The 19,412-nt window shown below is 68.4% G+C and carries 20 protein-coding genes; 11 read left to right on the top strand and 9 right to left on the bottom strand.

Features of this window, described 5'->3' with window-relative positions; genetic code table 11:
• Positions 1-23 precede the first annotated feature (23 nt).
• From ACFWNN_RS35715 to ACFWNN_RS35705, 3 genes are all read left to right on the top strand, one after another.
• Positions 24-854 (top strand): glutamate ABC transporter substrate-binding protein, encoded by an 831-nt coding sequence (locus ACFWNN_RS35715; protein WP_382444367.1) that lies wholly within the window; start codon positions 24-26, stop codon positions 852-854.
• Between the two features lie 31 nt (positions 855-885).
• Positions 886-1,653: a GntR family transcriptional regulator gene (locus ACFWNN_RS35710; protein WP_382444366.1), complete on the top strand. Its 768-nt coding sequence runs from the start codon at positions 886-888 to the stop codon at positions 1,651-1,653.
• Between the two features lie 274 nt (positions 1,654-1,927).
• Positions 1,928-2,275 (top strand): hypothetical protein, encoded by a 348-nt coding sequence (locus tag ACFWNN_RS35705; protein ID WP_382444365.1) that lies wholly within the window; start codon positions 1,928-1,930, stop codon positions 2,273-2,275.
• A gap of 60 nt (positions 2,276-2,335) precedes the next feature.
• Here ACFWNN_RS35705 and ACFWNN_RS35700 read toward each other — a convergent pair whose 3' ends face one another.
• The 5 genes from ACFWNN_RS35700 to ACFWNN_RS35680 all read right to left on the bottom strand — a co-directional run bounded on the left by ACFWNN_RS35700 (position 2,336) and on the right by ACFWNN_RS35680 (position 6,478).
• Complete coding sequence (locus ACFWNN_RS35700; protein WP_382444364.1) at positions 2,336-2,743, bottom strand: hypothetical protein; 408 nt, start codon at positions 2,741-2,743, stop codon at positions 2,336-2,338.
• A 97-nt stretch (positions 2,744-2,840) separates the two neighbouring features.
• Positions 2,841-3,425, bottom strand: a complete 585-nt coding sequence (locus tag ACFWNN_RS35695; protein WP_382444363.1) for a hypothetical protein — start codon at positions 3,423-3,425, stop codon at positions 2,841-2,843.
• A 71-nt stretch (positions 3,426-3,496) separates the two neighbouring features.
• Complete coding sequence (locus ACFWNN_RS35690) at positions 3,497-4,675, bottom strand: RtcB family protein (RefSeq protein ID WP_382444362.1); 1,179 nt, start codon at positions 4,673-4,675, stop codon at positions 3,497-3,499.
• 49 nt (positions 4,676-4,724) lie between these two features.
• On the bottom strand, positions 4,725-5,525 hold the full coding sequence (locus ACFWNN_RS35685) for an ABC transporter permease (RefSeq protein ID WP_382444361.1): 801 nt from the start codon (positions 5,523-5,525) through the stop codon (positions 4,725-4,727).
• Entirely contained in the window at positions 5,522-6,478 is a 957-nt protein-coding gene (locus ACFWNN_RS35680) for an ATP-binding cassette domain-containing protein (protein ID WP_382444360.1), read from the bottom strand. Before ACFWNN_RS35680 ends, ACFWNN_RS35685 begins: the two co-directional genes overlap by 4 nt.
• Before the next feature lie 110 nt (positions 6,479-6,588).
• Between ACFWNN_RS35680 and ACFWNN_RS35675 the strand changes: the two genes are divergently transcribed.
• Both ACFWNN_RS35675 and cpt read left to right on the top strand, forming a co-directional pair.
• Positions 6,589-7,908 (top strand): flavin-containing monooxygenase, encoded by a 1,320-nt coding sequence (locus ACFWNN_RS35675; protein WP_382444359.1) that lies wholly within the window; start codon positions 6,589-6,591, stop codon positions 7,906-7,908.
• A 39-nt stretch (positions 7,909-7,947) separates the two neighbouring features.
• Positions 7,948-8,487 carry a chloramphenicol phosphotransferase CPT gene (gene cpt / locus ACFWNN_RS35670; protein WP_382444358.1) on the top strand — a complete coding sequence of 180 codons (540 nt, stop codon included), beginning with the start codon at positions 7,948-7,950 and terminating at the stop codon, positions 8,485-8,487.
• Positions 8,488-8,509: 22 nt separating this feature from the next.
• Here cpt and ACFWNN_RS35665 read toward each other — a convergent pair whose 3' ends face one another.
• From ACFWNN_RS35665 to ACFWNN_RS35650, 4 genes are all read right to left on the bottom strand, one after another.
• On the bottom strand, positions 8,510-9,298 hold the full coding sequence (locus tag ACFWNN_RS35665) for a radical SAM protein (RefSeq protein WP_382444357.1): 789 nt from the start codon (positions 9,296-9,298) through the stop codon (positions 8,510-8,512).
• A 310-nt stretch (positions 9,299-9,608) separates the two neighbouring features.
• Positions 9,609-11,111 (bottom strand): aldehyde dehydrogenase (NADP(+)), encoded by a 1,503-nt coding sequence (locus ACFWNN_RS35660; RefSeq protein WP_382444356.1) that lies wholly within the window; start codon positions 11,109-11,111, stop codon positions 9,609-9,611.
• On the bottom strand, positions 11,108-11,935 hold the full coding sequence (locus ACFWNN_RS35655; RefSeq protein WP_382444355.1) for an NAD-dependent epimerase/dehydratase family protein: 828 nt from the start codon (positions 11,933-11,935) through the stop codon (positions 11,108-11,110). Before ACFWNN_RS35655 ends, ACFWNN_RS35660 begins: the two co-directional genes overlap by 4 nt.
• Positions 11,936-11,977: 42 nt before the next feature.
• The gene (locus tag ACFWNN_RS35650; protein WP_382444354.1) at positions 11,978-12,766 is read right to left on the bottom strand and encodes an IclR family transcriptional regulator; all 789 of its coding nucleotides are present in this window, start codon (positions 12,764-12,766) and stop codon (positions 11,978-11,980) included.
• 126 nt (positions 12,767-12,892) lie between these two features.
• Here ACFWNN_RS35650 and ACFWNN_RS35645 point away from each other — a divergent pair, with 126 nt between their 5' ends.
• From ACFWNN_RS35645 to ACFWNN_RS35620, 6 genes are all read left to right on the top strand, one after another.
• A complete protein-coding gene (locus ACFWNN_RS35645) occupies positions 12,893-14,212 on the top strand; it encodes an extracellular solute-binding protein (protein WP_382444353.1) in 1,320 nt (439 codons plus the stop codon).
• A 77-nt stretch (positions 14,213-14,289) separates the two neighbouring features.
• Positions 14,290-15,180, top strand: a complete 891-nt coding sequence (locus tag ACFWNN_RS35640) for a carbohydrate ABC transporter permease (protein ID WP_382444352.1) — start codon at positions 14,290-14,292, stop codon at positions 15,178-15,180.
• The gene (locus ACFWNN_RS35635; RefSeq protein WP_382444351.1) at positions 15,177-16,058 is read left to right on the top strand and encodes a carbohydrate ABC transporter permease; all 882 of its coding nucleotides are present in this window, start codon (positions 15,177-15,179) and stop codon (positions 16,056-16,058) included. The genes ACFWNN_RS35640 and ACFWNN_RS35635 overlap by 4 nt, the downstream gene beginning before the upstream one ends.
• 8 nt (positions 16,059-16,066) lie before the next feature.
• A complete protein-coding gene (locus ACFWNN_RS35630) occupies positions 16,067-16,969 on the top strand; it encodes a 5-dehydro-4-deoxyglucarate dehydratase (protein WP_382444350.1) in 903 nt (300 codons plus the stop codon).
• A 13-nt stretch (positions 16,970-16,982) separates the two neighbouring features.
• Positions 16,983-18,242, top strand: coding sequence for a glucarate dehydratase family protein (locus tag ACFWNN_RS35625; protein WP_382444349.1), 1,260 nt, complete (start codon positions 16,983-16,985; stop codon positions 18,240-18,242).
• The gene (locus ACFWNN_RS35620; RefSeq protein WP_382444348.1) at positions 18,239-19,366 is read left to right on the top strand and encodes a hypothetical protein; all 1,128 of its coding nucleotides are present in this window, start codon (positions 18,239-18,241) and stop codon (positions 19,364-19,366) included. The genes ACFWNN_RS35625 and ACFWNN_RS35620 overlap by 4 nt, the downstream gene beginning before the upstream one ends.
• Positions 19,367-19,412: the final 46 nt, after the last annotated feature.

The following is a 19,412-nucleotide window of genomic DNA, read 5'->3' as shown; positions in this document are numbered from 1 at the left end:
GAATCAGCTGTGAGTAGGGACGAATGACGCCGAGAGCACTTCTCCGCCTGGTGGCGACGACCGCCGCCGTGCTCCTGCTCGCATCCTGCGCGGGCGGCGGCGGATCCGGAATGGCGAGCAAGGTCAGTGCGGACGACCGCATGACCATCGCCGTGTCGTACGACCAGCCCGGACTGTCGGTTCGCAGGCTCGACGGCAGCTACCGCGGGTTCGACGTCGACGTCGCGAAGTACATCGCGAACGAATTGGGTGTCAAAGAGCAGAACATCACCTGGAAGGAAGCGCAGCCCGGCAACCGGGAGACGCTCCTGACCAGCGGTGAAGCCGACATGGTGGTGTCCACCTACTCGATCACCGACAAGCGCAAGCTGATCGTCGACTTCGTCGGCCCCTACTTCGTCGCGGGCCAGGACCTGCTGGTGCGCATGAACGAGAACCGCATCGAGGGCCCGAAGTCGCTCAACGCCACCCTCCGCCTGTGCTCCACCGCCGGCTCCACCTCCGCCGCCTACGTCCGCGACCAGTTCGCGAAGGACGTGAAGATGGTCGAGTACGCGAAGTTCAGCGACTGCGTCACGGCGCTGCTCGCGGAGAACGTCGACGCCGTCACCACCGACGACGTGCTGCTCGCCGGTTACGCCGCCCAGAACCCCGAGCTCCTGCGGGTCGTCGGCGACCCGTTCAGCAAGGAGGAGTACGGCGTCGGCCTGCACCGCGACGACCCCGCCAGCAAGGCCAAGGTCCAGGCCGCGATGCAGAAGATGATCGACACCGGCGCCTGGCGCAAGTCGCTGGAAGCCAACATCGGATCTTCCGGCTACAAGATTCCCGACCCGCCGAAGCTGGCCCCGTGATCACACGGGGCGTCACGTAGGCTCACGCCACGTGAACCGCGTCCCGCCGCACCGCGCTGATCGACCCGTTCGCGCGGGCATTCCCGAACACGGCCGCGTCCCGCGTTACTACGCGGTCAAGGCCGAGCTGTTCGACCTCGTCGAGAACCTCGGCGAAGGCACCGTCCTGCCGTCCGAACGCGAGCTCGCCGAACGGTTCTCCGTCTCGCGCGTCACGCTCCGCCAGGCCGTCAGCGAGCTCGTGCTCGAAGGCAAGCTCATCCGCCGCCAGGGCAGCGGCACGTTCGTCGCGCCGCCCAAGCTCGTCCAGCCGTTGTCCCTGGTCAGCTACACCGAGGGCATGCGCCGTCAGGGCGTCGAACCGAACCGCACGGTCATCACCGTCGAGGAGCTCGGCGCCGACGAGGGCCTCGCCCGCGACCTGACGCTCGAACCCGGCGACCCGGTCCTGCACCTCGAACGCGTGCTGCTCGCCGACGACGAACGCATCGGCCTCGAATCGACCTACCTCAGCCTGAACCGCTTCCCGGACCTCACCGAGAAGCTCGACCCCGGCGGCTCGCTCTACGCGTGCCTCACCGAACGGCTCGGCGTGCGGTTCGCGGAGGCCGAGGAACGCGTCGAGACCGTCCTCGCCACGCCCCGCGAGGCGTTGCTGATCGGCACGAACCCGGCGCTGCCGATGCTGTTGCTGCACCGCGTGTCCTACGACGTCGACGGTCACCCGATCGAACGCGCCCGGTCGTTGTACCGGGGTGACAGGTTCAGCTTCGTGGCACGGCTGCACGCGGAGCGCTGAGTCGCGCCTGTCCACTGTGGAGGGAATTCCTTTCGGGCCCCAACGGACAACGCTCCGCACTTTGCGTGACTTCCTTGGCGCGTCCGGGAGAGTGACGTTCGGCCGCGCTGACACGAGCGCCGCCGCACCGGCGGACGAGGTGACTGCGGGTCACCGGAACCCCGTGCGGCCACAGGAAGAGACCGCCCGTTCGCACTCGTTCCCCGCTCAAGTCGCGGAGGTACTGTTGACGGGACGAACTTCAGGACGTCCGCAACGGTGCGGAGGAGCGGGGGTGGCCGTGTCCTTCAAGGCGGAGTTCCTCGCAGAACTCGAAGACTGCCTGCGCGGCTACGGCGCGGTTCCGGTGAGCAGTCCCGACGCGCTCGCGTTGTTCATCGAGTTCGTGCGCGCTCTCCCGGAAACCGATCAGAGGCTGCGCTGCCTCGAAGGCGTCGACCAGGGGTCGGGGTCGTTCTGGAACAACCCCGCCGTGTGGTGGGAGCAGGTGCCGCGGTTCGGTGCCGGGCTGCCGCGGTGCGGGTCGGCGGAGTGCCGCAAGTTGCTGGACGACATGCTCGACGAGGCGATCAGCGACGAGATCGACGTGCTGGAGATGGAGATCCGCGAGCTCCCCAGCTGACCTGGACATGCCTGCCGGCGCCGCCACCTGTTACGGCCACGGCGCCGGGGCTTCCAGCACTTATTTGACGGCGACCAGCGACTTGAAGAGTTCCCGATAGCGGTGGAGCGCCAGTCGCAGGTCCTCGGTCTGTGGATCACTGTTTCCCTCGAGCTGCTTGGTGAGGGAGCGGTGGCGGCTGGTCAGCTCCTCCAGGGCGCGCGTCACGAGGTCGTCGGCCTTGCGGACCGCGGACTTCGGGTCGTCGACGAAGTCGTACTGCACGGCCTGCCACTCGTCTTCCAGCTTGCCGACCGGACGCGACTCAGCGCGCTCCGCGTGGCGCTGTTCGGTGCGTTGCGGTTCCGTGCGCTGTTGTTCGGTGCGCGGATGTTCGGTCTTCGGCGCTTCGGTCCGATGCTGATCGGTCTTCTGCGCCTCGGTGCGCTGTGCGTCGATCCGTTGTGCCTCAGCGTGTTGCGCGTCCACGCGCGGAGCTTGCTGGGGCGTGCGCTCGGTCTGCTGTGCGCGTTCGTTCTGCTGGGGTCGCGCCGGGGTGGGAACCCCAGCGGCGTGAGTCGGGGCCTCAGACATCAGACTTCTCCTTCCGCGTGGCTTCCCTGTTCTTGCGCGGCTCCGCGCCGTGTTCGAGCAGATCGGTGAACAGCTCGCGGTAGTGCACCATCGCGGTGCGCAGGTCCTCGGTGCTCGCCTCGCCGATCTCCTGGCGCTCCGAGATGTCGTGCGCCTTGCGGTAGTGCTCCAGCGTCTTCGCGTGCTCGACCGACAGAACGCTCAGCTGCGCCTCGTACCCCTCGGTGGGGTACCCGCGCTCGGCCATCAGATCGGTCACGAGGCGGTCGGCGTCGGCGATGGCGCTCTCCGGCGAGTCGACGAACTTCGCCTGCACGGTCGCCCAGTGCCGGCGGTAACTCTCCTGCGCCGTCTGGGAAAGCGGCTTCAGGTCGAACTCGCTGTGGCGTTGTTCCCGCTCGGCGAGCTCCTTCTCCGCGGCCGATCTGTTGTCGCTGTGCTCGACCGCGCGGTCGTACTCAGGGCCGAAGCGGTCGCGGAGCTTCTTGCGCTGCATGGCAGGCCTCAGCACGATCGCGAGGATCACCAATGCCGCGACAACCGCGACCACAACGCCGATGATGGCGCCCGTTGACATGGAAAAACCTCCAAGACAGGCAAACTCTCTGGCTGTCCGGGAGGCTTTCCCGTTCACTCACAAGGGAAACATCAACCCTTGATACAAACCACCTGCTTGAGCTTGGCGACCACCTCGACCAGGTCGGACTGGTTCGCCATCACCGCGTCGATGTCCTTGTAGGCGCCCGGAATCTCGTCCACGACGCCGGAGTCCTTGCGGCACTCGACACCACTTGTCTGGGCGGCGAGATCCTTCGTCGTGAACGTCTTGCGGGCCTTGTTGCGCGACATCCGGCGGCCGGCGCCGTGCGACGCAGACATGAACGAGTCGGGGTTCCCGAGCCCGCGCACGATGTACGACCCGGTGCCCATGGAGCCCGGGATGATGCCCAGCTCGCCCCGTCCGGCGCGGATCGCACCCTTGCGCGTCACCAGAACGTCCTCGCCGAAGTGGTTCTCCTCCGCGACGTAGTTGTGGTGGGCCGAGATGGGTTCGTCGAAGGAGATCTGTGGGAACTCCGTGCGCAGCACGTCGCAGACCAGGCGCAGCATGACCGCGCGGTTGCGTCGCGCGTAGTCCTGCGCCCAGTACAGGTCGTGCCGGTAGGACGCCATCTCCGGCGTGCCCGCGAGGAACACGGCCAGGTCCGGGTCCGGCAGCTCGGAGTTGTGCGCGAGCGTGCGCGCCACCGCGATGTGGTGCTGCGCCAGCTCGTTGCCGATCCCGCGCGACCCCGAGTGCAGCATGACCCACACCTGCTGGTCCCCGTCCAGGCAGACCTCCAGGAAGTGGTTGCCGCCGCCGAGCGTGCCCATCTGGTGCATCGCCTTGTCGGCGCGCGCCTTCACGACCGGCGTGAGGTCGTCGAACTTCCTCCAGAACCCGCCCCAGTCGGACGCGTCCCTCTCGGTGAACGCCGTCGCGCGGTGCTGTCCGAACCCGACGGGGACCACGGCCTCCATCCGGGACCGCAGACCGCGCAGTGTCTCCGGCAGGTCGTTGGCCGTGAGCGAGGTGCGCACAGCGGTCATGCCGCAGCCGATGTCCACGCCGACCGCCGCGGGGGAGACGGCGTCGCGCAACGCGATCACCGACCCCACCGTGGCTCCCTTGCCGTAGTGCACGTCCGGCATGACCGCGACGTGCTTGAAAGCCCAGGGCAGCGAGGAGATGTTCTGCAACTGCCGCATGGCGAACTCCTCGACCTCTTCCGGTCGAGTCCACATGCGAATGTCCACGTTCTGACCGCGGACCAGGGTTGCTGCCATGCGTTCGAGGTTAGGTGGCGCTTTGCCTTTCCACAAAAGAGTTTCCGCGCTAGCGGGCCACCGCTCGCTTGTACTGGTGGTTGGCCAGCGGGACGAAGATCAGCAGGAAGACCACGACCCAGCCGAGCGACGCGAGCACCGGGTGCTGCAACGGCCACACGTCCGGCGCGGGCTGCAGGGGAGAGGTGTTGCCGAACAGTTCGCGGGCCGCGAGCGTGACGGCGGAGACCGGGTTCCACTCGGCGACGTGCCGCAGGCCCGCGGGCAGGTTCTCCGACTGCACGAACGTGTTCGCGATGTAGGTGATCGGGAAGATGAAGATGAAGCTGGCGTTGTTGAACACCTCGGGACTGCGCACCAGCAGCCCGATCCACGCCATCGCCCACGAGAACGCGTACGCGAACAGCAACAGGATCCCGACCGCCGCGAGCGCCTCCAGCGGTGACGAGTGGATGCGCCAGCCGACGATCAGGCCGGTGATCATCATGATCACGATGACCAGCGCGTTGTTGACCAGGTCCGACGTCGTGCGGCCGACCAGCACGGCCGAGCGCGCCATCGGCAGCGACCGGAACCTGTCGATGATGCCCTTGGTCATGTCCTCGGCGAGACCGCTGCCGGTGATGGTGGCGCCGAACAACACCGTCTGCGCGAAGATGCCCGCCATGAGGAACTCGCGGTAGTCCATGCCGGGGATCTGGATCGAGCCGCCGAACACGTAGGCGAACAGCAGCACGAACATGATCGGCGCCGCCGTGGAGAACACCAGCAGGTCCGGCACGCGTTTGATCTTGATGAGGTTGCGCTTGGCGACGACCGCGCCGTCCGCGAGCGCTTGCAGCAGCTTCACTTCTCGTCCTCGCCTTCGGCGTGGTGGCCGGTCAGGGTCAGGAACACGTCGTCGAGCGTCGGCCGGCGCAGTCCGATGTCGAGGACCTTCACCGACTCGGCGTCCAGGCGCCGGATCGCCTCCATCAGCACCGCAGAGCCGCCCGAGACGGGCACGGTCAGGTGGTTCTGGCGGTCGTCCGACCCGATCTGGCCGACGGCGAGGTCGGCGAGAGCGGACCTGGCCGCCGTCAGCGCGTCGGGCGAGGCGACGGACAGCTCGAGGCGTTCGCCGCCGACCTGGTCCTTCAGCTGGTCCGCGGTGCCCTCGGCGATGACCTTGCCGCGGTCGATGACGGCGATCTGGTCGGCGAGCCGGTCGGCCTCCTCGAGGTACTGGGTCGTGAGCAGCAGGGTGGTGCCGCCCTGGACGAGCTCCTCGATCACGTCCCACATGCCGAGGCGGGAACGCGGATCGAGGCCCGTCGTCGGTTCGTCGAGGAACAGCACGCTCGGTTTCGCGACGAGCGCGCCCGCGAGGTCGAGCCTGCGCCGCATGCCGCCCGAGTAGCCCTTCACGGGACGGTCGGCGGCGTCCTCGAGGTCGAACCTGGCGAGCAGCTCGCGGGCCCGTTCGCGGCTCCTGGCGCGGCCCAGGTGGTAGAGCCTGCCGACCATGTCGAGGTTCTCGAACCCGGTGAGGTTGTCGTCGACGGCCGCGTACTGGCCGGACAACCCGATCCGGCCGCGCAGCTCCTCCGCCTGCGTGCGGACGTCGAGCCCGGCGACGCGCGCCGTGCCCTCGTCGGGTTCGAGGAGGGTGGTGAACACGCGCACGGCCGTCGTCTTGCCTGCGCCGTTGGGACCCAGCAGGCCCATGATGGTGCCTTCGGGGACCCGGAGGTCCAGGCCGTCGAGCGCGACGACCTTTCCGTACCGTTTGATCAGGCCTTCGGCCACGATCGCGTCTGTCATGCGGGCCATCATGGCGGTCCGGTCTGACAATTTCGTCCGATTTCCGGCCGCGCCGGGGTGAACAGGGCGGTGATTGACAGCGGACGCGAACGTGAAAATACTTCGGTCGCATGGAACGCGTGTGCGTCATCGGGGCGGGCTCGTCCGGCATCGCCGCATGTCAGGTGCTCAGCGCTCGCGGCATCGAGTACGACTGCCTCGAGGCCGGATCCGAGATCGGCGGCAACTGGCGCTACCTCAACGACAACGGCATGTCGTCGGCCTATCGCTCCCTCCACATCAACACCTCGCGGCAGATGATGGAGTTCAAGTCGTTCCCGATGCCGGCGCGTCTGCCCGCGTATCCGTCGCACTTCCAGATCGCCGAGTACTTCGACGACTTCGTCAAGCACCACGGGTTCCGCGACCGCATCCGGTTCCGCGCCGAGGTGACCTCCGTATCCGTCGCGCCCGGTGGCTATTCGGTGACGGCACGCGATCGCGACAGCGGCGAGGAGTTTTCGGGTGTCTATCGTTCAGTAATCGTCGCGAACGGGCACCACTGGTCGCCGCGGATGCCCGAACCCGCGTTTCCCGGTTCGTTCGACGGCGAGCAGACGCACGCGCACTTCTACAAGACGCCGGAACGTTTCGCCGGCAAGAAGGTGCTGGTTCTCGGCATCGGCAATTCGGCGTGCGACATCGCGGTCGAGACTTCCCGCGTGTCCGCCCGGACGTTTCTCGCCATGCGCCGCGGCGCGCACATCATGCCGAAGTACCTGTTCGGCATGCCGACCGATCACCTGACGACGTCGCCTCTCGCCCGGTTCGCGCCTGCCTGGCTGCAGGCGCTGTCGCTGCGGGCGATGCTGCGGCTGGCGCGTGGCCGGCTGTCGGACTACGGGCTGCAGGAACCGTCGCACGGGATCCTCGCGGCGCACCCGACGGTGTCCGACGACCTGCTGACCCGGCTCGGGCACGGCGACATCACCGTGAAGCCGAACCTGTCGCGGCTGGACGGGTCCGGGGTCGTGTTCGCGGACGGGTCGCGCGAGGACGTCGACGTGATCGTCTACTGCACCGGTTACAAGGTGGAGTTCCCGTTCCTGGACGTCACGTCGTTCCCCGCGGTGTCGGCTGCCGGCAACGACGTGTCGCTGTACCGGCGGGTCGTGGACCCGGAGCATCCCGGGCTGTACTTCCTCGGGTTGATCCAGCCGCTCGGGGCGATCATGCCGCTCGCCGAGGCGCAGGCCGAGTGGATCGCCGACCTGATCTCCGGGAGCGGGGCGCTGCCGCCGGTGCCGGAGATGAAGGCGGAGATCACCGCCTACCGGGAGAGGCTGCGGCGCCGGTACGTGAAGTCGTCGCGGCACACGCTGGAGGTCGACTTCCTCGGGTACCGGCGTGAGCTGGAGGCGGAACGGCGAGCGGGTGCGGCCCGCCGCTGACGTGGATTTCCGGTGGGCCGCGGTGGGTACGGTCTGGGCGTGTCGAGTGCTCAGGTGATCGTTCTCAACGGTGGGTCCAGCTCCGGCAAGTCGGGGATCGCGCGGTGTCTGCAGGCGGTGTTGCCCGAGGCGTGGCTGGCGGTCGGGGTCGACACGCTGATCGACGTGATGCCGGCGCGGTTGCGGCTCGGCTCCGAGGGGATCGGGTTCGGCGGGGACGGTGAGGTCAGCGTCGGGGCCGAGTTCCGGCTGCTGGAGGACGCGTGGATGGCGGGGGTCGCGGCGATGGTGCGCGCCGGGGCTCGGGTGATCGTCGACGACGTGTTCCTCGGCGGGGCCGAGTCGAGGAAGCGGTGGGCGGACGCGCTCGACGGGCTCGACGTGGTGTGGGTCGGGGTGCGGTGTGAGGCCGCTGTGGCGGTGGGGCGTGAGCTCGCGCGCGGCGATCGGGTGGCCGGGATGGCCGAGGCCCAGGCCGAGCTGGTGCACCGCGGGATGACCTACGACGTCGAGGTCGACAGCGCCCAGGCCGAGGCCGTCGAGTGTGCGCGGGTGATCGCCGCGGCGGTCGGCGCCTGACGAACGACCCCCGAGCAACGACTCAGCGGGGCGGGTCGTCGTTCGGGGCGCAGGAGCCGCCACCCTGGGGCCAGCACGACGCGCCCACGGGAACCGGCGCGCGGTACGTCGACGTCGACAGGATCGTCGCCAGATCAGTATCCAATATATTGCCCAGGCTCACGCGACGGGCGAAGACGCACGGCCAGACGTCGCCGGACGGGGCGATCGCGACGGCGCCGTCGCCGCAGCGGCCGCACAGCTGGTTCAGCGCGGAAGCGTTTGCGCCGCGGCCCACGGCGCGTTGCCGGTCCGTGCCGATCGAGACGACGCCGAGTGACTTCAGGTCGGCGACGGCGTCCTGGGTGGGGGAGCCGACGTCGATCACGCCGGCGCGCAGGGGGATGTCACGGCTCAGGGCCTCGGCGATGTTGGCGCGGGTGCGGGCGTGGCTGCCGCGGCGGCGCGTCACGGACTCGTGGTGGGCCGGGGTGGCGGCGTAGTAACTAGTGGCCAGGCGCACGCCGGGACGGGAGAAGGACTCCCACAGGCGCGGGCCGATGTGCACGAGATTGCTGAACACCTCCACCTCCAGGCCCGCGGTCAGTGCGCGGTCGATGAAGTGCGGTAAATCCGGGTGCAATGTCGGCTCTCCGCCGATGAACTGAACCGAGTGCGCGCCCAGTGCGGCGACGGCGTCGACGGCGCGCAACCAATCAGTGGCGCCCAGTCTCCCCGAGTCGCCGCGCGGTCCGGAGTCCGCGTAGCAGTGGGTGCAGCTCAGCTGGCATTTTCCGGTGATCTCAAGCCATGCGAAACGCAGGTCGGTCATGTCCCACTCCCCTGGACGTAGCCGTGCGATAACCCATCTTGCACCGGCTCGTCACAAAAAGAGCTGTCGAATTCATTCAAACATCGGTCTGCTGTTGAGCGGATGACATGTCGCCGACACGAATAGGCCGAAGACCTCGTCGTATTGGTTATAACCGACTAATCCAACCGTCGGTCGCGTCTCATTAGCGTCTCATTAGGGGGCGCCCGTGACACGGCTTCCGCGGGCGCGTGGAGGGACCGGAGTGGGAGCGCGCAAAGAGAAACGGGGCCGCCGGCGTGATGCCGGCGACCCCGCTTCCGAACGAGAATCAGTGCGTGCCGAGCACGCCGTCCACGCGACGCGGAATACCGAGCGGGTTCGCGTCCTGGAGCTCGGCCGGCAGCAACGCGTCCGGCCACGACTGGTAGGTCACCGGCGCGATCCAGCGCCGGATCGACGTGGCGCCCACCGACGTGTGCAGCGGGTTCGTGGTCGACGGCCACGGACCGCCGTGGTGCTGGCCCCACGCCACCGCGACACCGGTCGGCCAGGCGTTGAAGATCAGCCGGCCCGCCACGTGCCGCAGGATCTCGGCGACCTCGCCGGCCTCCACGTGGTCGGACTCGGCCGCGTGCACCGTGCCGGTCAGCGTGCCCGGCAGCTTCGCGAGCACCGAGTGCAGCTCCGCGGGCGACGAGTAGGTGACGACCAGGGCCGCCGGGCCGAAGTGCTCCTCGGTCAGCTTCTCCAGGTTCTCCTCGAACACCTCGACCGACGTCGTGAACAGCAGCGGAGCCACCGCCCACGCCTCGTCCGGCCGCGTGCCCGTCGACACCACGGACACCAGGTCCGACGCCGCCAGGGCGTCCGTGCCCGCCTTGTAGGAGTCGCACATCCGCTCGTTCAGCATCGCTCCACCCGACGACGCCGCGACGGCCTCGCCCAGCGCGGGCACGATCGACGACGGCGCGAACACCAGGCCGGGGTTCGTGCAGAACTGCCCGACGCCCATCACCAGCGACTGGGCGAACCCGGCCGCGATGTCCGGAGTCGCGGCGCCCGGCAGGATCACCGTCGGGTTCACGCTGCCCAGCTCGCCGTAGAACGGGATGGGATCCGGCCGGCCCTGCGCCAGGTCGAACAACGCGCGCCCGCCCCCGGTGGACCCGGTGAACCCGACCGCGCGCACCGCGGAGTGCTTCACCAGCGCGACACCGGACTCGGTGCCGTACACGATCCCGAACACGCCCTCCGGCGCACCGGCCTCGCGCAACGCGTCCACGACGACCCGCGCGGTCTCGCGCGAGGTCGACGGGTGCGCCGAATGTGCCTTCACCACGACGGAACAGCCCGACGCCAGCGCGGACGCGGTGTCACCGCCGGCCACCGAGAACGCGAACGGGAAGTTCGACGCGGAGAACACCGCGACCGTCCCCAGTGGACGGAGAACGCGCCGCAGCACCGGCCGCGGCGGGATGATGTCCGGGTTCGCCGTGTCCAAAGTGGCCTCGACGTAGCTGCCCTCGCGCAGCACCTCCGCGAACAACCGCAGCTGGTTCGTCGTGCGCTTCAGCTCGGTCGTCAGCCGCGGCACGCCCAGCGCCGTCTCGCCGTCGGCGGTCTCGATCAGCAACGACGACTCGGCGTCGACCGCGTCCGCGACCTTCTCCAGCACCACGGCGCGCTCCGCCGCCGGCACCGCCGACCACGCCGTGAACGCGACGGCCGCGGCCGAGGCGATCCGATCCACCTCGCTGTCGGGGGTCTTGGCGACCGGCTCGCCGAACGGCTCACCGGTGCGCGGGTTGTATCCCTGAACGACGTGGCTCAACGCCCTGCCTCCTTGACTGCCGTGTCGAAATCGGGGCCGCACCAGGCCCCGCCAACGAACCTCGCCGCGGGCGACGAGGGGTCGAGCTCACCGCCGTGCTGCTCCAGCACGGCCGCCGCGTACTCCTCGGAGTCGTCCTGCGGCTCGTACCCGATCGCGCGCGCCTCCTCCAGAGAGAACCAGCCGCGCTTGTTGTCCGAAACCCCCCAGACGATCCGGAAACCGGGCGACTCGACGGAAAGGCACGCCTCGAACAGGCGCGCGCCGTCGTCCGGCGACATCCACGTCGACAGCATCCGCACGTCGCGCGGCTTCTCGAAGCACGACCCGATGCGGACCGCGATCACGTCCATGCCGTAGCGGTCCGCGTACAGCGACCCCAGTGCCTCCAAGGCCACTTTGGACACTCCGTAGTACGTGTCCGGGCGCGGGAACGCGTAGTCGCCCGCCTCGCCGTCCGCGCGCTCGACGTAGCCGACCGCGTGGTTAGAGCTGGCCAGCACGACCCGCCGGACACCGGAGCGCCGCGCGGCCTCCAGCACCGTGTGCGTGCCGTCGATGTTGACGCGCAGGATCTTGTCCCACGACTCTTCCAGGCTGTGGCCGCCGAGGTGGATCACCGCGTCGACGTCCTTCATCGCCGCCTCCATCGCGGCCATGTCGGTCACCGACGCCTCGACGAGCTCGACGTTCTCGCCGTCGGCGGCCGCGGGCAGCTCCGCGATGTCCAGCAGCCGCAGGACACGGCCCTGCGCCGCGAGACGGGTGCGCATGAGCGTGCCCACCCCGCCGCCGGCGCCGGTGATCAGGATGCGTGCGGTCACGGGATGGAACCCTCCGTCTTGTTCAGGTGATTCGGCAAAACGTCAGCGACCGAACTGCCGCAGCAGCTCGGTGATCGTCCGCGCGGCGTCGAGCAGCGCTCCGACGACCTGCCGTTCGTGCTCGGGCGTGAGCCTGCCCAGCGGAACCGAGCAGCTCATGGCGTCCAGCACGGGATTGCGGTACGGCAACGCCACCGCGAAGCAGCCCAGCCCGGGCGTGTTCTCCTCGCGTTCGTGGGCGTAGCCGACGTTGCGGAACCCGGCGAGCTGCTCGTGCAACGCTGCCCGGTCGGTCACGGTGTTGGGGGTCAGCGGCGCCAGCTCGGCGGGCAGGATCGCGTCGACGTCCTCCGGCGTGCGCGTCGACAGCACGGCCTTGCCCAGCGACGTCGAGTGCGCGGGCAACCGGCGGCCGACGCGCGAGACGACGCGCAGGTGGTGCTCGGACTCGCGGCTCGCGAGGTACACGACGTCCGCACCGTCCAAACGGGCAAGGTGGACCGTCTCGTTGATGTCCTGGCGGACCTGCTCCATCACCCGGATCGCCGCGCGCACAACGGGGTCGTGGTCCAAATAGGACGTACCGACGAGCAGTGCGCGCACGCCGATGCCGTACGTGCCGCGGTCGGAGTCGACCTCCACCCACCCACGCGCCACAAGCGTTTGCAGCAACATGTAAAGGCTGGATTTCGGGTAACTGAGCTCCCGGTGCAGCTCCGTGAGCGTCAACCTGCGGTCTGACGCGGACAGCACCTCGAGAAGCTCCACCGTGCGGTCGGCGGACTTCACCGCGCCGGGTCGAGCCGTGCCCTTGCCGATCGGCGACGCCACCTGCAGCCTCCTCGAAACAGGGAAGAAACTTTCCCTTGACACGTTGCTGTGCTGATTCTTACAGTCCTGACCCAGGTTCACAAGTACGACCCACGTTCACATATCTGAACACGAAGGGCTCCGACGATGCGCCGTAGAACTGCCACAACACTTGCCACGCTGGGCGTGGCCGCGCTGCTCGCGGGATGCGGCAGCGGTGGCACGGCGGCGACGTCGAACAAGGACCCGAACAAGCCTCTGGAGGTGTGGACCCGCTCCACTGAGGCGACCGCGAAGGTCTACGAGAAGATCTTCAAGTCGTTCACCGAGAAGACCGGTGTGCAGGTCGACTACAAGCCGATCTTCAACGACTTCGACAAGCAGGTGCAGCAGCGCGCCGCCTCGAAGGACCTCCCCGACGTCGTCATCACCGACACGGGCTCGCTCGGCAACTTCGTCAAGCAGGGCTGGACGACCGAGGTCAACAAGGACGACGTGGCGGGCGCCGGCGACATCGTCGACCGCGCGTGGAACAACGGGAAGGGCGCGGACGGCAAGTTCTACGCCATTCCCTACTCCACCCAGGCGATGGTCACGCTGATCCGCAAGGACTGGCGCGAGAAGCTCGGCAAGCCCGTCCCCACCACGTGGGAGGAGCTGGACGACCTCGCGAAGGCGTTCACCTTCAACGACCCCGACGGCAACGGGCAGAACGACACCTACGGCATGCTCGTGCCGGGCACGACCGACCGCGGCTACCTCGCCTGGTGGGCCGCGAGCTACATCTGGCAGGGCGGCGGCGACATCCTCGAGGACGAGGGCGACGGCAAGTTCCGCGTCGGCATCGACTCGCCGGAGTCCACCAAGGCCGTCGAACGGCTGCGCAAGCTCTTCTGCGACGACAAGGTCATGCAGCCCGGCTCGCTGACCCTCGGCACGAACGACGCGCACCCGCTGTTCGAGTCCGGCAAGAGCGGCATCTACCTCACCGGCCCGTACATGATCGGCCGCTTCGACAAGTCGATGGGCAAGGACAAGTACGAGGTCGTCGCGTCCCCGAAGGGACCGGCCGGCGCCACCGTGCTCGGTGAGGGCGAGAACATCTACCAGATGGCCGGCTCCGCGAAGATCGCCGACCAGAAGAAGCTCGCCGAGTACCTGATCACGCCCGAGGCGCAGCAGGCCGGCATGAAGGGCGACCCGCAGCCGGTCGTGCGGCTCCCCGTGAACAAGACCGTCGACGTCAACGCGACGTACAAGGACCCGCGCTGGGCGACCGTGGCGGGCGTGTACCAGAGCGAGGCGCGGCCGTTCCCCAGCGTCCCGAACTTCGCGCCGTTCCGGCAGAAGACCTCGGAGACCCTCAACTCCATCTTCGCGAAGTGCCCCGCGGACCCCTCGGCTGAGCTGAAGACCCTCGCGGAAGCCCTCAAGAAGGAACTCGAAAACCAGAAGGCGTCGAAGTGACCTCTGTTCAGTCACTCGGCGAAACCCGAGACGTGGGCTCGACGGCTAGTGGCGGCGGTGCCGTCGAAACCCACCCCGTGAGGCGGCGCCGCCGGCGCCGCCTCACGGGAGCCACCTACATCCCGTGGCTCTTCCTGCTTCCCGCCGCGCTGATCTTCCTGGTCTTCAAGTTCATCCCGATGGCCGAGGGCATCCGGCTCTCGCTGTTCGAGGTCCGGCCGTTCCTCGGGGACATCTTCGTCGGCTTCAAGAACTACGCGACGATCCTGCAGGACGAGAAGTTCCTGACCGCCAGCTGGCACACGCTCGTGCTGGCCGGCGGTCAGACGATCGGCGCGATGGTGATCGGCTTCTTCCTGGCGTTGCTGCTGGAAGGCCACACCAAGTCGTTGTGGTTCGTCCGGTCCGCGGTGTTCCTGCCCGTCGTGGCGGCCACCGCGGTCATCGGCGAGATCTGGCGGCTGTTCTTCTACCCGGCGCCGGAGGGCTTCCTCAACGAGCTGATCTCGTGGGTGGGCCTCGGGCCGTGGGAGTACATCCACAACACGGACACCTCACTGGTGTCGGTCATGTTCGTCGGCATCTGGAAGCACGCGCCGTACGACATGGTGCTGATCCTCGCCGGGCTCGCCGGCATCGACCGCCAGCAGTACGAGGCGGCCGCGATCGACGGGGCCTCGACGCCGCAGCGGATCTGGAACGTCACGCTCCCCGCGTTGCGGCCGGTCATCACGATCCTGCTGACGCTGGCGGCGATCCGCGGCCTGCGCGTCTTCACCGAGGTGTACGTCCTCACCGGCGGTGGTCCCGCGGGATCGACCGACGTCTGGATGACCCGCGTGTACACCACGGCGTTCGAACAGTCCGAAGCCGGACTCGCGTCGGCTGGTTCGGTGTTGTTGTTCCTGGTAACACTGATTCTCACGGTCAGCGTGCAGTGGTACCGCCGCAGGAGGGAAGCGCGATGAGCACGGTGAACTCAAGCCGGTTCGACAGCGCCATCGGCTGGTCCGCGCGCCCGGACGCGTGGGTCAGCAAGGGCATCCGGTTCCTCTTCTCGGCCCTCGCTGTAATCCTTTTCTGCGGGCCGCTGCTGGTCATCTTCTCCGGCGCGTTCGACAACAACCCGGACCCGACCCAGCTGTCGGTCATCCCGGACAACCCGTCGCTGATCAACTTCCGGGTGGCGGCGGAGAACAAGATCTGGCACTACCTGATGAACTCGCTGATCATCGCGGGTGGTGCGCTGCTGTTGCAGCTGGCGGTGAGCGTTTTCGCCGCGTACGCGTTGGCGCGCAAGAAGTTCCGCGGTCAGGCCATCGCACTGCTGGTCATCCTCGCCACGATGATGTTGCCGGAGGAGGTCATCGCGATCCCGCTCTCGCTGGTGATCGGAGACCTACCACTGGTGCACGTGAGTCTCAAGGGCACCCTGCTCGGCGTCATCCTCCCGCTAGGGGCTTGGGGTTTCTCCATCTTCGTCATGACGGAGTTCATGAAGGAGATCCCCAACGAGCTGGAGGAAGCGGCCAAAGTGGACGGTGCCGGGGAGCTGCGTCTCTTCGCGCAGATCATCCTCCCGCTGTGCAAACCCGCGCTCGGCGTGATCGCCGTGTTCGGCTTCAACATGATTTGGGAGCAGTACCTGCTCCCCCTGATCGTCGCCGCTGACCCCTCCGATTACACGCTCACGGTCGCACTTCTCGCGCTCCGCTCCGACGACATGGTCGGAACGGGCATCGTGCTGGCCGGTGCGTTGCTGGCGCTGGTACCGAGCCTGATCGTGTACCTGTCGTTGCAGAAGTCCTTCCTGCGTGGGATCACCACCGGAGCGATCAAGGGATGAGTCTGGTTATGCAACTCGATGGTGTGCTGTTCTTTCCGGTGACCCCGTTCGACAGCGAGGGGAACATCGCGTACGACGTGCTCGCCGAGCACGTCAAGCACGGTGTCTCCGCCGGGCCGGGCGCGGTGTTCGTCGCGTGCGGCACCGGCGAGTTCCACGCCTTGGGGCTGGAGGAGTTCGAACGGGCCGTCGCCGTCGCGGTCGAGGCCACCGCCGGCAAGGTGCCGGTGTTCGCCGGCGCCGGCGGGTCGATCGCCGCGACCAAGCAGTTCGTGCGGGCCGCCGAACGCGCTGGTGCGCAAGGCATCCTGCTGCTGCCGCCGTACCTGGTGACGAACCCCGCCGCGGGGCTCGTGCGGTACGTCGCGGAGGCCGCCGGCGCGTCCGCACTGCCGGTCATCGTGTACCAGCGCAACAACGCGCGGTTCACGCCGGAGACCGCCGTCGAGGTCGCGAAGATCCCGAACGTGGTGGGCTTCAAGGACGGCCTGGGCGACCTCGACCAGATGCAGCGGATCGTGCTGTCCGTCCGTGCCAACGTTGACAAGCCGTTCCAGTTCTTCAACGGCCTGCCGACCGCGGAGATGACGCAGCTCGCGTACCGGGCGATCGGGGTCGAGCTGTACTCGTCGGCGGTGTTCTGCTTCGCGCCGGAGATCTCGATCGGTTTTTACAACGCTGTACAGGCGGGCGACACCGAGCTGGTGAACCGGTTCCTGTACGAGTTCTACAAGCCGCTGGTCGAGCTGCGGGACAAGGTCCCCGGCTACGCGGTCGCGCTGGTGAAGGCAGCGGTGCGCGCGAACGGCCTCGACGTCGGCGGCGTGCGCGCCCCGCTGGTCGACCCGGCCGACGAGCACCTGGCCGCGCTGGACAAGATCATCGCCGCTGGTAAGGCACTGCTGAGCTGAGAGGGCGGTCGGCATGAAGATCACCGAGATTGTCCTGACACCGATCGCGTTCCGGGACCCGCCGCTGCTCAACTCGGCCGGCGTGCACGAGCCGTGGGCGCTGCGCACGATCGTCGAGGTGCACACCGACGAAGGCGTCTCGGGGCTGGGGGAGACGTACGGCGACCTCGGGCACCTGGAGCGCTCGCGGTCCGTTGTGGACTCCCTGATCGGTCTTGACGTGTTCGCTCTCAACGAGATGCACGCGCGGGTGGCCGCGATCCTCGGTGGCAAGGCCGGGCCGGACAAGCACGGCCTGACCGGGAAGATCACCGCCGAGAGCACCGTCGACCGGGTGTACTCGCCGTTCGAGGTGGCGTGCCTGGACATCCAGGGCAAGGCCCTGGGACGTCCGGTGCACGACCTGCTGGGCGGCGCGGTGCGCTCCTCGGTGCCGTACTCCGCCTACCTGTTCTACAAGTGGGACGGGCACCCCGGTGCCGAGCCCGACGGGTGGGGCGAGGCGATCGACCCCGCCGGGATCGTGGCGCAGGCGTCGAAGATGATCTCCCAGTACGGGTTCGGGTCGATCAAGCTCAAGGGCGGTGTCTTCCCGCCGGAGCAGGAGATCGAGGCGATCCGCGCGTTGCGCGAGGCGTTCCCGGACCACCCGCTGCGGCTCGACCCCAACGCGGCGTGGTCGGTCGAGACGTCGTTGCGCGTCGCCGCCGAGCTCGACGGCGTGCTGGAGTACCTGGAGGACCCGACGCCGGAGATCTCCGGGATGGCGGAGGTCGCCGCGAAGGCGCCGATGCCGCTGGCCACCAACATGTGCGTGGTCGCGTTCGAGCACCTGCGGCCGTCGGTGGAGCAGGACGCCGTGCAGGTGCTGCTGTCGGACCACCACTACTGGGGCGGTCTGCAGCGGTCGCGGCAGCTCGGCATGATCTGCCAGACGTTCGGCATCGGCCTGTCGATGCACTCGAACTCGCACCTCGGCATCTCGCTGGCCGCGATGACGCACCTGGCCGCGGCGACGCCGAACCTGAACTACGCCTGCGACACGCACTACCCGTGGAACGCGGCCGACGAGGTCGTCGAACCAGGTGTCCTGTCCTTCGTGGACGGAGCCGTGCCGGTTCCGGTGACGCCTGGGCTCGGTGTGTCGCTGGACCGCGACGCGTTGGCGCGCCTGGCGGAGAACTACGTCCGGTGCGGCATCACGGCTCGTGACGACACGGGCTACATGCAGAAGTTCGACCCGAGCTACGAGAGGAAGCGTCCCCGGTGGTGAAGTCGGTTGTCCACGCCTACCCGTGGGACCTGATCGGAGACCATGAGGCCGTCGCGCGGTACCAGGACCTCGGCGTCGACGCGATCGCCCTTGCCGCGTCGTACCACACGGTGCGGGCCGCGACGCCGCTGCACCCGTCGCATCGCCTGGTGGACGCGCGGCACGCGGCGTTCTACCTGCCGGTGCGCGCGGAGAAGTACGGCCGTCTGGTGCCGGCCGAACCGTCCTGGGTGGACGGTTCGGATTCGTTCGGTGACGCGGCCGCGCTGGTTCGTGCCGCCGGGCTTCCGGTGTACGCGTGGACGGTGCTGACGCACAGCTCGCGGCTGGGCGACCTGCATCCCGATCTCACCGTGGTGAACGCGTTCGGGGATCGCTACCCGTACGCGCTGTGCACGGCGCAGCCCGACGTCGTCGAGTACACGTCGGTGCTGGTGTCGGAGGTGCTGGAGCTCGGCGCGCCGGACGGCATCGTCCTGGAGGCCGCCGGGCCGCTGGGGTTCTTCCACGGCGGGCACCACGAGAAGACCGACGGCACGGACTGGAACGCGGTGCAGCAGAAGCTGTTGTCGCTGTGCTTCTGCTCTGCCTGCACTGCCCTGTACGCCGACCCGGATGCCCTGCGTGAAGCGGTCCGGGCCGGGGTTGATCGCGGCGCACCCACCGTTGAGGAAGCGCTGGGTGCGCTCGCGGATGACGTTCGCGCCGTGCGCACGGGAGTCGTGCGGTCGTTGCGGCAGCGCCTGGTCGGCGAGATCCGTGCCGCCGCGCCCTCGATCCGGGTGGGCATGCACGTGACGGCGGACCCCTGGGGCACCGGGCCGTTCGCGACCGTCGCGGGTGGAGTCGACGCGGACGTCGACGTGCTGACGACGATGTGCTGGCCAGGGCCGGACGTCGCGGTGCCGGGCATCGAGGCTCTGCGCGCCGTCGCTCCGGACACGCGGATCGCCGCGTACGTACTGGGGTTGCCGCCGAAGCCCGCCGACGGTGCCGCGCTGACGAAGGAGTGGCTCGCGTACGCCGACGCCGGTGTGGAGGAGTTCCACCTCTACCACGGGGGTCTCGCGTCCGCGGCCAGGCTGTCAGCTTTGCGAGAGGCTGTCACGGCCGTCAACCGGTGACGCTTCGGCGTTAGCCGGTAACTGTGAAGAGAAGTGCCTGCAACCC

Source organism: Lentzea sp. NPDC058450, assembly GCF_042721395.1.
Classification (GTDB): Bacteria; Actinomycetota; Actinomycetes; order Mycobacteriales; family Pseudonocardiaceae; genus Lentzea.
Note: the sequence above shows the minus strand (reverse complement) of the source record. Positions and strands in the feature narration are given on the sequence as shown.

What these genes read in the sequence shown, in the direction of transcription:
- ACFWNN_RS35715 (WP_382444367.1), top strand. Translation starts at nt 24, where the DNA reads ATGACGCCGAGAGCACTTCTCCGCCTGGTGGCGACGACCGCCGCCGTG.
- ACFWNN_RS35695 (WP_382444363.1), bottom strand. Translation starts at nt 3,425, where the DNA reads ATGTCAACGGGCGCCATCATCGGCGTTGTGGTCGCGGTTGTCGCGGCA.
- ACFWNN_RS35690 (WP_382444362.1), bottom strand. Translation starts at nt 4,675, where the DNA reads ATGGCAGCAACCCTGGTCCGCGGTCAGAACGTGGACATTCGCATGTGG.
- ACFWNN_RS35680 (WP_382444360.1), bottom strand. Translation starts at nt 6,478, where the DNA reads ATGACAGACGCGATCGTGGCCGAAGGCCTGATCAAACGGTACGGAAAG.
- ACFWNN_RS35675 (WP_382444359.1), top strand. Translation starts at nt 6,589, where the DNA reads ATGGAACGCGTGTGCGTCATCGGGGCGGGCTCGTCCGGCATCGCCGCA.
- ACFWNN_RS35665 (WP_382444357.1), bottom strand. Translation starts at nt 9,298, where the DNA reads ATGACCGACCTGCGTTTCGCATGGCTTGAGATCACCGGAAAATGCCAG.
- ACFWNN_RS35645 (WP_382444353.1), top strand. Translation starts at nt 12,893, where the DNA reads ATGCGCCGTAGAACTGCCACAACACTTGCCACGCTGGGCGTGGCCGCG.
- ACFWNN_RS35635 (WP_382444351.1), top strand. Translation starts at nt 15,177, where the DNA reads ATGAGCACGGTGAACTCAAGCCGGTTCGACAGCGCCATCGGCTGGTCC.
- ACFWNN_RS35630 (WP_382444350.1), top strand. Translation starts at nt 16,067, where the DNA reads ATGCAACTCGATGGTGTGCTGTTCTTTCCGGTGACCCCGTTCGACAGC.
- ACFWNN_RS35625 (WP_382444349.1), top strand. Translation starts at nt 16,983, where the DNA reads ATGAAGATCACCGAGATTGTCCTGACACCGATCGCGTTCCGGGACCCG.